Here is a 12,219-nt window from a genome sequence, read left to right as displayed (position 1 = left end):
TATATAATAAGAGCAGTGATAAGATACATACCTTACATATGTAGGAGGTGAATTTAAATGGCTTATACAATTAGTGAAGATTGCATCTCTTGTGGTTCTTGTGAATCAGAATGTCCAGTAGAAGCAATTAGTCAAGGAGAGTCTATATACGAAGTTAACGCTGACCTTTGCACAGATTGTGGTTCATGCGCTGATGTATGTCCTGTAGACGCGGCTCAAGCAGAATAATAGAATAAAACAATAAAGGCGACCTCATAGAGGTCGCTTTTTATTACTTGTTGATGTTTTTGTGGATAAAATAAGACTTATTCACCATGAAACGACAAATCGATATAAAAGTTATCCACAAATTTTGCACAAAAGTGCATCAAATGTGGATTAATCACAATATTTAGTGGCGTTCGTTTGTTCTACACTAAATACAAAGAATAGAATGTAATTAAATGGAAGGGTATAGAGAATATTGTGGAAAACTTCGTGAGAAATGAACAAGAGAGAGTGGATAACTTACACATTAAGGGTTATCAAATAATACAGAATATAGATCATTTTAGATATGGTACAGATGCTGTACTTCTTAGTTGGTATGTAGCTTGTAAAGTATATAGTAAAAGCCATATTATAGATATTGGTACTGGGACTGGAATAGTACCTATTCTCTTAGCTGCAAATAATGTGGGAGAGTCTATAGATACTCTAGAGATTCAGGATTATTATGCTGATTTAGCAAGAAGAAATATAAAATTAAATAAATTAGATCATAAAATTAATGTATTTCATGGTGATATGAGATTTTTGCCAGAAGAAATTATAAGAAATAAGTACGATGCAGTCATATCCAATCCTCCCTATATGAGAGAAAGCATTCACAATTCAAACAAAGCTTTAGCCATTGCCAGGCATGAAATTACCTGGTCTATGGAAGAGTTTATGAAATCAGCTAGTAGGATTATGAAAGATAAAGGAAAGTGCATCCTTATTCATAGGGCAGATCGAATTGTAGATATTTTTTATCATATGAGGCTAAATCACATTGAGCCTAAGAGTATGCGCCTTATCTATCCTAAAAGGGGGAAAAATGCTAATTTAGTTTTAGTTGAAGGAGCAAAAAACGGGAAACCCCAATTAACTGTAGAAGAGTCTCTTATTATATATGGAGAGGATGGTAAGTATACGGATGAGTTGTTGAGAATATATTATGGGTGAATTTAAGGTGGCCAGGTGGTCAGCAAAACCAAACTCGCCTTTAGGCGAGATAAAGTAGGGAACGACGCCCTGGCCGTTCCGTTTTACTACCCTGTCATTCTGAGCGTTAGCGAAGGATTTTTGACCCCATAGTAGCGCAAAACTCTGATGGCTGGTTGCTGGATGCTAATGCGCCATAGTCGCCTTTATTTGTGTCTTTTTTCTAATTCTCCAAAGATATCCTCTAAAGATACTCTTTGATTTACTAAAAGGACTAATAGGTGATAAATTAAGTCTGAAGCTTCGTAGATTAACTCTTCTTTAGAATTGTTCTTAGCAGCAATAATTGTCTCTGCATTCTCTTCTCCTACTTTTTTTAGGATCTTGTCAATGCCTTTATCAAAAAGGTAATTTGTATACGAACCTTCCACAGGGTTTGATCTTCGATCTTCTATAGTCTTGTATAATTGCTTTAGTATTGCAGCACTTTCTGTCTTTTCGCCCTCTACAATGGTGTTAAAAAAGCATGAATTATTGCCCGTATGACAACTTGGTCCTTCAGGTATTACTTTAACTAAGAGTGTATCGCCATCGCAGTCGTAGGAAATGCTCCTTACATCCTGAAAATTTCCTGAGGTTTCCCCTTTATTCCAGAGGTTTTGTCTGCTTCTGCTGTAAAACCACGTTTTATTCGTTTCCATGGTCTTCTTCAAAGATTCTTCGTTCATGTATGCCATCATTAGTACTTCATTTGTGTTTACGTCTTGGATGATTGCAGGGATTAATCCCTTTTCATCGTATTTTATATTGGATAAATCCATTATTTATTACATCTCCTAACGGGTATATTTTTACTGTGTAAGTACTCTTTTAAATCTGGTATAGGTATTTCTTTATAGTGAAATACAGAGGCAGCTAGTGCAGCATCTGCACCACATTCTAGTACTTCTTGAAAGTGAACTTTATTTCCTGCTCCACCAGAGGCGATAATAGGGATATTTAGGAGTTGAGATAATTTTTGATTTAGTTCAAGGTCATACCCCTGTTTTACTCCGTCTGCGTCAATAGAGTTAATGCAAATTTCCCCTGCCCCTAAAAGCTCACCTTGTTTCGCCCATTCAATAGCATCAATTTCAGTATTTTCTCGCCCCCCTTTTACGTATACATCCCAAGAGCCTTTATCATTTCTCTTAGCGTCAATGGAGAGGACTACGCATTGACTTCCAAATTTTAAAGCAGCTTCTTTAATAAGGTCAGGGTTTTTTACTGCAGCAGAGTTCACAGACACCTTATCTGCTCCTGCTAAGAGCACTTTTCTAAAGTCCTCTACCTTCCGTATGCCACCACCTATTGTAAAGGGGATATTGATGTTTTCTGCTACCTTTTCTACAATATTTATAAAAATATCTCTATCTTCATTAGAGGCTGTAATATCATAAAAGACCAGCTCATCTGCACATTGGTCTGAATAATATTTGCCTAATTCAACAGGATCCGCTACATCTTGAATGTCCTTAAACTTCTTTCCCTTGACGACTCTACCGTGATCTACATCTAAACAGGGAATGATTCTTTTGGTTAACATGGTTTATATCTCCTTATTTATAAAGTAGTGAAGTGTTGTATTTAATTATGCGTTATCAGTTATGAGGTGGTCAGCTGGTCGGGTGGTCAGGTGGTCAGCAAAAGCCAACTCACCTTCGGTGAGAAAAAGCTTAAGCTCCGTCAGGAGTCATCCTGGAGCGAAGCGAAGGATCTCACTATACAAACTACACGCCACATAAAATCTATAAAGCAAAAAACTAAATACGAAAAGTTCCGCTTTCCGCTTTAAAGCTTTTTCCCGTCCAACCGTCCAACGAACCAACTGATCAACCCATCAGCAATTATCTAGTCACCTCATAGCTTTTACTTAGAACTTACAACGTAGAACCTAGAACTGCATTGATTTCCTCCATAGTAAGTGTCTCCTCATACAAAGCTTTTCCCGTAATGGCTCCATACAAATCTAAGTTTATAAGATCTTTTATATTCTGAATATTAGCGACTCCACCAGAAGCGATAAAGTCTGCATCTATTGTCTCGTTTAACTTTTTAAGCATTTCTAAATTTGGTCCGCTTAACATACCATCTCTTGAAATATCTGTGTATACAATAGTAGACACTCCAGCTTCTACTAACTCTTCACAAAATGGCAACGCTTGAACTTCACTGGTCTCCACCCAACCTTTGACTGCCACATAGTCTCCTTTTGCATCAACAGACACGGCAATTTTACCAGGGTACAAGTCACAGACCTCTTTAACGAAATTCATATCTTCTACAGCCTTAGTGCCTAAGATAACTCTACTTGCACCTATGTCTATATATTTTGCGATAGCCTCTTTTGTGCGAATCCCTCCGCCTACTTCAATGGGAATATTTACAGATTTTGCGATCTGCTCAATAATCTTTACATTTATTTGGTCTCCGCTAAAGGCTCCATCTAAATCTACAATGTGTAGGTATTTTGCACCCTTCTCCTCCCACATTTTTGCCACAAATACTGGGTCATCATAGTAAGAGGTTTCTTGATCAAAAATTCCTTGTTTTAGGCGAACACACTTTCCGCCTTTTATATCGATAGCTGGAAGTACAATCATTTTATCAGCTCCTTAAAATTTTCTAGTAACTTTATGCCGGTAGTGCTGCTCTTTTCAGGATGAAATTGCATGCCATATACATTGTCTTTTGCCACTACTGCAGGGACTTTTACCCCGTAATCACAGTAGAGGAGCACGTCGTCTACAAATCGCTTTGTCTGCAAATAATAAGAATGGACAAAGTATACGTATTCTCCCTCATCAATATTAGAGGTCAGCTTATGTTCCTTGTTCCTACATAAGCTATTCCAACCCATGTGAGGCACTTTTACATCATTTGAAAAGCGAACGACCTCTCCTTCTAAAAAACTTAAACCATCCCAAGAACCGTCTTCGTAACTTTTTTCAAATAATAATTGCATCCCCAGGCAAATACCTAACAAGGGTTTTCCCTTTTTTACATTTTTCTCTAAAGAGGAGACTAAATCGTATTTAACTAAATTGTCCATAGCATCTTTAAAGGCACCAACGCCAGGTAATACAATGGCATCGGCATCATCAATTTTATAAAGATCAGAGGTAATTGTTACTTCTAAGCCTAGTTTCTTTAAGGCAGTATATACATTTTTTAAATTCCCTACTCCATAGTCAACAACTGCTATCATTTTATCCTCCTTATAGTGAGCCTTTTGTGGAAGGAATTGCACCACTTGTATCAATGATTTCACAAGCTTCTCTTAAAGCTCTCCCTAAAGCTTTAAAAATAGATTCGATAATATGATGTGTGTTTTCTCCATATAGATTGCTTATGTGTAAGTTTAAACCACCGTTTATAGCAAATCCATATAAGAATTCTTTTAGAGAATCTGTCTCAAAATCTCCACAATAATCTCTATTTAGATCTACTTGATACACCAGGTATCCTCTTCCACTTAAGTCTAAGGAAACTCGCGTTAAGGCTTCATCCATTGGGCAGTAAAAGGTACCATATCTTTTAATGCCACCTTTATCTCCTAGAGCTTCTTTTAAAGCGTTGCCCATAGCAATTCCTATATCTTCAATAGAATGGTGATTGTCCACCTCTAAGTCTCCATTACAGGACAAATCAATATCAAAGGAGCCGTGTCTTGCAAATAGGTTCATCATGTGATCAAAGAACCCGATCCCAGTTGTACAGTTGCATTTTCCACTTCCATCTAGGATTATAGAAAAGGATATATCTGTTTCTCCTGTTTTTCGTTTAATCGTGCTTTTTCTCATAAATAAATCTCCTTAGTTTTCTTCAAATCGAACTTTAATTGTATTTCCATGAGCATCAAAGCCTTCTCTTTGTGCAAATTGGATGACTTGATCCTTAATATTTTCTAAGCTTTTCTTTTCATAAAAGATAATACTAGATTTTTTTACGAAGTCATATACTCCTAATGGAGAAGAAAATTTTGATGTTCCAGAAGTAGGGAGGGTGTGATTTGGCCCTGCAAAATAATCTCCAACAGGTTCTGGAGTATACTCTCCAAGAAAAATAGCACCTGCATTTTTAATGAAATCTAAGTAATGAAAAGGTTCCTCTACCATAACCTCTAAGTGTTCAGGAGCAATTATATTAGATAGTTCAATGGCGTCCTCTAAAGTCTCCACTACAAATATTTTTCCATTGTTTTGTATGGATTTTTTGATAATCTCCTTACGTGGAAGAAGCTCTAATTGCCTTTCTACTTCAAGAGATACTTTATCTGCAAGAGATTCATCTGTAGTAATTAAGAAGGAACTTGCCATTTCATCGTGTTCTGCTTGAGAGAGCATATCTGCTGCAATAAACACAGGATTATTAGAAGAATTGGCTATAATGCATATCTCACTTGGCCCAGCGATCATATCAATATCTACTTTACCAAAGACCAGCTTTTTTGCTGTAGCTACGAATATATTTCCTGGACCTACGATTTTATTTACTGCTGGAATGGTTTCTGTGCCATAGGCAAGAGCTGCAATGCCCTGAGCTCCACCTACCTTGTATATTTCAGTAATACCTGCAACACGAGCTGCTGCTAAGATATCAGAGTTGACTTTACCTTCTGAATTTGGTGGAGTAATGAGAGCTATAGAATCTACACCTGCAACCATTGCTGGTATAGCATCCATAAGAACTGTTGAAGGGTACCCTCCCTTGCCACCAGGTACGTATAAGCCTACTCTTGGAATAGGTGTAACCTTTTGCCCTAGGACAACACCACTAGAAAACTCTTTTTTCCATGTCTCTTGAACTTGGCACTTGTGAAACTGGATGATATTTCCTTTTGCCTCTTCTAAAACCCTAATAAAACCTGGCTCCGTTTGCTTAAAGGCTTCTTCAATCTCTTCGTCTGTTACTTTAAGTTGAGATAATTCTACCTTGTCAAACTCTTTTGTATAGGAGATTAGAGCAGCATCGCCATCCTTTTTAACTCTTTCTATAATATCTTTTACAGCAATTTCTACTTTATTGTTTTCATCTTCTACTCTATTTAAAATCTTATCAATATTAGATTGAATAAGATCCTGTTTCTTTAGAAAATACTTATTCATTTACAGGCCCTCTTTCTATTATAGGATCTAAAGAGTCAATGACCTTTTGAATTTGGTCAAATTTTGTCTTTAGACTCACCGTATTGGCAATCAACCGAGCGCTAATATCTAGTATAGATTCATGCACTACTAATCCATTTTCTTTTAGAGTGCCTCCACTTTCTACAATATCTACAATAATATCAGATAAACCTATAATAGGAGCTAATTCTACAGAGCCATTTAATTTTACAATATCCGTTAATACACCTATTTGATCAAAGTGGTTTTTTGTAATAACAGGGTATTTTGTTCCTACTATAACCTTTTTTGAATAATCTGGTACTTTATCTTTAAAGCCAGCAATGCACATCTTGCATTTGCCTACTTTTAACTTTAAGAGTTCGTATACATTGTAATTTTCTTCTAATAAAATATCCTTACCTACAATACCAATATCTGCAGCGCCTTTTTCAACATATACAGGTACATCAGGGGATTTGACTAAAGTAATTTTGACCTTTTTTTCATCATCAGAAAAAATAAGCTTTCTGCTTTCTAGAGAGTAATCCTTAAACTGGAAGCCACATGATATAAGATTATCCATAGCTGTTTTAGCTACTCGGCCTTTTGCTAAGGCGATATTTAAATACATAATTTGGCCTCCTTCAATTTAGTTAAAATCTCTTCTTCACGTAATAATTGCTTATCTGTTTTAGTAGAAAGCTCAAAAGAATTATCTATACATTTTAAAATATACTTATAATTCTCCTTTTTTATACCCTCTTCAAGAGAACTATGAATATAATCTACGATAATTCCCTGACTTCTGAGCTTTCTTGCTAGATTTAAAGATTCTCTTCTTTTATTATCATCGTATAAGAAGAGTATATTATAATCGTCTTTTTCATCAGATCTATTTATTAAAGTATCCATAAGCAGGCTTATATTAATACCAAAACCACTAGCTGGGCGATTCACACCAAAAGTAGAGGATAGTGTATCGTATCTTCCTCCAGAAAGAATAGCTTCTCCGATGCCATTAATGTAGCCCTTAAAGATTAAACCAGAGTAATAATTAAATTGATTGGTAAAACCTAAGTCAATAAATATATAATCTTCATAACCATAGGAATTTATGATTTCATACGTTTCTTCCATAGTATTTAAAGCAGCAGTCATCTTTTGGTTAATGCATAATTTTTTTGCTTGATTTACAGTATCTTTAAACTTTCCAAAGAGCATAGGAACATGACATAAAATTTGGCTGATTTCTTTTGATACCTCAATGGAATCTAAATAGGCTTTTAATTCCCCAATATTTTTGTTTTCAATATAGCTTAGTATTTTTACTTTTTCTATTACTTCAATTTGAATTTCATCAAAAAGCCCATTTAGGAAAGTTACATTTCCCATGTCTATGTGGATTTTTTTAATACCTAATTCCTTAAGGATGTTAATCGATAAGGCAATAATTTCTCCATCGCAGTCTGGCAAAGAATTTCCCATATATTCTATACCAGCTTGCATAAATTCTTTTCTAAAATCCGTCGTAGAGGAAGAATCTCGAAAAATATTAGTGATGTATCCAAATTTCAATACTTCTTGACTATTTCGATACCTGCTAGCTGCCATACGGGCAATAGGAATCGTAGCATCTGGCCTTAAAACCAATACTTTTCCATCGTTTCCAATGAGCTTAAACATTTTACTTCTCGGAAAAGCCCCATCAATATTGTACATATCGTAAGATTCAAAGGAGGGAGTAAGCACTTGCCTGTATCCGTAAGACCGCATGGTATTTTCCATAGTATCTCTTATAAAGTCATAGACTTTCAATTCGTTGTAGTGTATATCATTAAAACCATCAATTGTATATTTGTTCATCGATTCCTCCACCTTATACTTTATTACTGTATTGTGATAAAGTATATTATAATTTATTCCAGCAGAGGTGTCAATGAATCTTTTTGAAATAAAAGTACTATTTAATAATCAAATATTTCGAGAATATATAGTCATTGTTTTTCTTTTTTTCAGCATGTATTTGAGTTACAATAGATAGAGTATACCTATTTGGACAAATTTAAAGGAGAAGCTATGACGTATAAGTGTGTAATATTTGATTTTGATGGTACCATAGCCGATACGGAACATCATGTTTTTGATATATACAATCAATTAGCAGAAAAATATAGATATAAGAGAATGTCAAAAGACGACGTTCAAGGGGCTAAAAACTTAAGTTTTTGGGAGTTTGTAAAGTCTATTGGCGTATCTTACATTCATCTGCCAAGACTGTTAAAAGAAGGTCAACACTTGTTAAAGGGAAGTATCGAGACTGTAGAACCATTTCAAGATAATATGAAAGATATTTTATTAGAAATTAAACAAAAAGTAGATTTAATGGGGATATTAACAGCGAATAGCACAAAAAATGTACAGATGTTTCTTTCCAATCACGATCTAGAGCTATTTGATTTTATAGAATCCTCTACATTCGCAGGTAAAAAGAGAAAAATCAATTCTCTATGCAAAAAATATAAGCTGTCTAAAGAGGAGATTCTCTATGTAGGCGACGAAATTAGAGATATCCATGCGTGTAATGATGCTGATGTTAAATGTGCTGTAGTAACTTGGGGGTATAACTATCTTGAGACCCTAAGAGCCCATCGTCCAGACTATATCATTACAGATTTAAGTGACTTAATAAAAATTATTTCATGATACTAATTTAAAGGAGAAATATAGATGACATCATTAATATTGACAACAGCCTTAGCCTTATCTATGGATGCATTTGCAGTGGCAGTGTCCTGCGGTGTTTCCAAAAGAGCAAGAGATACTTTTACTCAAGCAAAAATTGGCGCTTATTTTGGCATTTTCCAAGCATTAATGCCTGTATTTGGTTGGATTCTTGCATCGAGGTTTTCTGAGTATATTCGAAGCTATGATCATTGGATTGCTTTTATTTTATTGGGATTTATAGGGATTAAGATGATAAGAGAATCTAGGGATAATACGTGTGAGGATGTTGGGGATTTAACTACAAAACATCTAGTAACATTAGCAATTGCTACTAGCATTGATGCTTTAGCAGCTGGGATTAGTTTTGCTGTACTAGATATAAATATCTTTCTAGCAGCTGTAGCTATTGGCCTTATTACCTTTATGCTATCTTTTTTAGGGGCTAAGTTTGGCGAAAAATTAGGATGCCAATTTCAGCAAGGAGCTGAAGTCTTCGGAGGCGTTATATTGGTAGCAATAGGTACGAAAATATTAATAGAACATTTATTCTTCTAGGATTTTCTAGTGTATGAGCAAAGAAAAAGCTATTGGCTGCAAGCTACCACTAAAGTAGTAACACTGAAAGGAAAGAGAACATGATACAGGAATTGGTTGTAGTAGAAGGTAAGGATGATATCTCTGCCGTCAAAAGAGCAGTAGAGGCAGATGTAGTATGTACCCATGGGTTTGGGCTTACGGAAGACATTTTGAAGGTAATTGAAAATGCAGCAAAAACAAGAGGAGTCATTGTGTTTACAGACCCAGACTATGCTGGAGATAAAATTAGAAGATATATAGATAAAAGGGTTCCTAATTGCAAACATGCATATTTACCAAGGCATCTAGGGAAAAAAGGAGATAATATTGGTATTGAGAATGCCACTCCAGAGTCTATTTTTGAAGCCTTATCTAAAGTGCAGACTTTAGTAAACAATGAGACCACTTTTACATTGCAGGATATGTTTGAATTCGGCTTAAATGGAGAAGGTAGTAAGGATAAAAGAAGATTCGTTGGAGAAAAATTAGGTATTGGATACTGTAATAGTAAACAATTTGTTAATCGACTGAATAATTACGGTATTACTATAGAACAGTTGCTAGAAGTTATTAACCAATACAAATAGGAGTGATATAATGGAGAGACTGACGTCCCCAAGGATGATTCACGACATACAAAAAAAATATGACTTTCATTTTAGTAAGCGCTATGGACAAAATTTTCTAACGGATGGAAATATTATAGAGAAGATTTTAGAAGGAGCAGATATTCAAGAAGAAGATTATATATTAGAAATTGGGCCTGGAATAGGAACTATGACTCAGTATCTGTGTGAAAGGTCAGCACACGTTTTAGCAGTAGAAATCGATCAAAAATTGATCCCTATATTAAATGATACTTTACGTGATTATTCAAACAAAACTATTCTCAATGAAGACGTATTAAGAATTAATTTAAAAGAAGAATTAAAGAAGATTTCAGACAAGCCTTTTAAGGTTATTGCGAATTTGCCCTATTATATTACCTCTGAGATCATCATGAATCTTTTAGAAAGAGACCTACCTATTGAAAGCATTACAGTAATGGTACAAAAGGAAGTGGCAGAGAGAATGATTGCTCCTCCTGGAAAGAAAGATTATGGTGCTTTATCTGTAGCAGTACAATTCTACTCTAAGCCTCAAATCGTAACAATTGTGCCAAAGACCGTATTTATGCCTCAACCTAAAGTGGAATCTGCAGTAATCAACTTAAAGATTTTAGATGAACCTCCAGTTGAAGCTCAAAAAGAGGTCTTTTTTAAAGTAGTTAAAGCTTCTTTCTCAATGAGGAGAAAAACCCTGTTAAATTGCCTTTCAAATGGCTTAAATATGGACAGACAAAAGGTAATAGAAGTATTAGAAAAGTGTGATATTGATGGCAAAAGAAGAGGAGAGACCTTGAGTTTGAAGGAGTTTGCAAAGATTGCAAATGAGATTACTGTGTAAGTGGAAGTGAAGTACGGGAAGCTAAAACTGATTCTGTATTACAAAAATAAAATAGTAGTCTGAGTGTTTATAAAAGATGCAAATTTGCTAAAGATATAATGTATAGAAATCAATGATAGGAGAATATTTAAACAATATGAAGAAGTCAAAGAAAAGCATTATAAAGTTAGAACCATCTGTAAAAGAACACATATGGGGTGGTACAAAGCTTAAGGAAAAGTACGATAAGAAATCTAATAATAAAATTATATCTGAAACATGGGAGCTATCTGCACATAAAGATGGTCCTAGTATTATTGCATCTGGTAAATATAAAGGAGTAAAATTTAATGAATATATTTCTATTATGGGACATGAGATTTTAGGCTCCAAATCTGAACGCTATACGGATTTACCTATACTCATTAAGTTCATTGATACAGCAGATGACTTATCGGTGCAGGTTCATCCAGATGATGAATACGCATTAAAATATGAAAAAGATTATGGTAAGAATGAAATATGGTATGTTGTGGATTGTGAGTCTAACTCCTATTTGTACTGTGGCTTTAACAAAGATATTAGTAAAGATGAAATAAGGCAAAGAATAAGTGACGGTACCCTTTTAGAAGTATTAAATAAAGTTCCAGTCTTTAAAGGACAAAATATATTTATTAAAACGGGTACAGTTCACGCTATTGGAAAAGGATTATTAATTTGTGAAATACAACAAAGTTCCAATGTTACTTATAGGCTCTTTGATTACAATAGGATCGATAAAAATGGAGAAAAGAGACCATTGCACATTGATAAAGCTTTAGATGTAATAGATTGTAAAAAGTTTGAAATAGATCAAATCAATAAAGATGAACCTACAACAGCTGAAAAAAGTTTAGATTATCAAAAATTAATAGAATGTGAGTATTTCTCTGTTGAAAGGTATTCTATTCAAGATCATATTGAACTTTATGGTAAGAAGGATTCATTTATATCAATTGTTGTTACAGAAGGTGAAGGTAGTATTTACGCAGAGGGCGAAAAGCTTGATTTTAAATCTACAGATTGTTTCCTTATCCCTGCTGGTGAAAGTAAAATAGAGATTATAGGTAAATGTACTTTTTTAAAAGTATATCTTTAAATACAATAAAAGAGAGGCGAA

At 34.7% G+C, this 12,219-nt stretch carries 15 protein-coding genes; 7 read left to right on the top strand and 8 right to left on the bottom strand.

Going from position 1 to position 12,219, the window contains the following annotated elements; genetic code table 11:
- The first annotated feature begins 57 nt into the window (after positions 1–57).
- Both Q7P22_RS13815 and Q7P22_RS13810 read left to right on the top strand, forming a co-directional pair.
- Complete coding sequence (locus Q7P22_RS13815) at positions 58–228, top strand: DUF362 domain-containing protein (RefSeq protein ID WP_113921063.1); 171 nt, start codon at positions 58–60, stop codon at positions 226–228.
- Positions 229–465: 237 nt separating this feature from the next.
- Positions 466–1,206 carry a tRNA1(Val) (adenine(37)-N6)-methyltransferase gene (locus Q7P22_RS13810; RefSeq protein ID WP_303864995.1) on the top strand — a complete coding sequence of 247 codons (741 nt, stop codon included), beginning with the start codon at positions 466–468 and terminating at the stop codon, positions 1,204–1,206.
- A 185-nt stretch (positions 1,207–1,391) separates the two neighbouring features.
- Here Q7P22_RS13810 and hisIE read toward each other — a convergent pair whose 3' ends face one another.
- The 8 genes from hisIE to hisZ form a co-directional block, all read right to left on the bottom strand.
- On the bottom strand, positions 1,392–2,006 hold the full coding sequence (gene hisIE, locus Q7P22_RS13805; RefSeq protein WP_303864994.1) for a bifunctional phosphoribosyl-AMP cyclohydrolase/phosphoribosyl-ATP diphosphatase HisIE: 615 nt from the start codon (positions 2,004–2,006) through the stop codon (positions 1,392–1,394).
- Positions 2,006–2,770: an imidazole glycerol phosphate synthase subunit HisF gene (hisF, locus tag Q7P22_RS13800; protein ID WP_303864993.1), complete on the bottom strand. Its 765-nt coding sequence runs from the start codon at positions 2,768–2,770 to the stop codon at positions 2,006–2,008. The genes hisIE and hisF overlap by 1 nt, the downstream gene beginning before the upstream one ends.
- A gap of 334 nt (positions 2,771–3,104) precedes the next feature.
- Entirely contained in the window at positions 3,105–3,827 is a 723-nt protein-coding gene (gene hisA / locus Q7P22_RS13795) for a 1-(5-phosphoribosyl)-5-[(5-phosphoribosylamino)methylideneamino]imidazole-4-carboxamide isomerase (RefSeq protein WP_303864992.1), read from the bottom strand.
- A complete protein-coding gene (gene hisH, locus Q7P22_RS13790; protein WP_303864991.1) occupies positions 3,824–4,432 on the bottom strand; it encodes an imidazole glycerol phosphate synthase subunit HisH in 609 nt (202 codons plus the stop codon). The genes hisA and hisH overlap by 4 nt, the downstream gene beginning before the upstream one ends.
- Before the next feature lie 10 nt (positions 4,433–4,442).
- Positions 4,443–5,027: an imidazoleglycerol-phosphate dehydratase HisB gene (gene hisB, locus Q7P22_RS13785; RefSeq protein WP_303864990.1), complete on the bottom strand. Its 585-nt coding sequence runs from the start codon at positions 5,025–5,027 to the stop codon at positions 4,443–4,445.
- A gap of 12 nt (positions 5,028–5,039) precedes the next feature.
- Positions 5,040–6,332, bottom strand: coding sequence for a histidinol dehydrogenase (gene hisD / locus Q7P22_RS13780; RefSeq protein ID WP_303864989.1), 1,293 nt, complete (start codon positions 6,330–6,332; stop codon positions 5,040–5,042).
- Positions 6,325–6,966 (bottom strand): ATP phosphoribosyltransferase, encoded by a 642-nt coding sequence (gene hisG / locus Q7P22_RS13775; protein ID WP_113921633.1) that lies wholly within the window; start codon positions 6,964–6,966, stop codon positions 6,325–6,327. Before hisG ends, hisD begins: the two co-directional genes overlap by 8 nt.
- Positions 6,957–8,198 carry an ATP phosphoribosyltransferase regulatory subunit gene (gene hisZ / locus Q7P22_RS13770; RefSeq protein WP_303864988.1) on the bottom strand — a complete coding sequence of 414 codons (1,242 nt, stop codon included), beginning with the start codon at positions 8,196–8,198 and terminating at the stop codon, positions 6,957–6,959. Before hisZ ends, hisG begins: the two co-directional genes overlap by 10 nt.
- Positions 8,199–8,411: 213 nt before the next feature.
- Between hisZ and Q7P22_RS13765 the strand changes: the two genes are divergently transcribed.
- From Q7P22_RS13765 to Q7P22_RS13745, 5 genes are all read left to right on the top strand, one after another.
- Entirely contained in the window at positions 8,412–9,038 is a 627-nt protein-coding gene (locus Q7P22_RS13765; RefSeq protein WP_303864987.1) for an HAD-IA family hydrolase, read from the top strand.
- Between the two features lie 24 nt (positions 9,039–9,062).
- Complete coding sequence (locus tag Q7P22_RS13760; RefSeq protein WP_303864986.1) at positions 9,063–9,614, top strand: manganese efflux pump MntP family protein; 552 nt, start codon at positions 9,063–9,065, stop codon at positions 9,612–9,614.
- An 80-nt stretch (positions 9,615–9,694) separates the two neighbouring features.
- Complete coding sequence (gene rnmV / locus Q7P22_RS13755) at positions 9,695–10,222, top strand: ribonuclease M5 (RefSeq protein WP_303864985.1); 528 nt, start codon at positions 9,695–9,697, stop codon at positions 10,220–10,222.
- 10 nt (positions 10,223–10,232) lie between these two features.
- Entirely contained in the window at positions 10,233–11,081 is an 849-nt protein-coding gene (rsmA, locus tag Q7P22_RS13750) for a 16S rRNA (adenine(1518)-N(6)/adenine(1519)-N(6))-dimethyltransferase RsmA (RefSeq protein ID WP_303864984.1), read from the top strand.
- Positions 11,082–11,217: 136 nt separating this feature from the next.
- Positions 11,218–12,198: a type I phosphomannose isomerase catalytic subunit gene (locus tag Q7P22_RS13745; RefSeq protein WP_303864983.1), complete on the top strand. Its 981-nt coding sequence runs from the start codon at positions 11,218–11,220 to the stop codon at positions 12,196–12,198.
- The last annotated feature ends 21 nt before the right edge of the window (positions 12,199–12,219 follow it).

Origin of the sequence: Alkalibaculum bacchi (assembly GCF_937875145.1) — a bacterium.
In the GTDB taxonomy this organism is placed as follows: domain Bacteria; phylum Bacillota; class Clostridia; order Eubacteriales; family Alkalibacteraceae; genus Alkalibaculum; species Alkalibaculum bacchi_A.
Note: the sequence above shows the minus strand (reverse complement) of the source record. Positions and strands in the feature narration are given on the sequence as shown.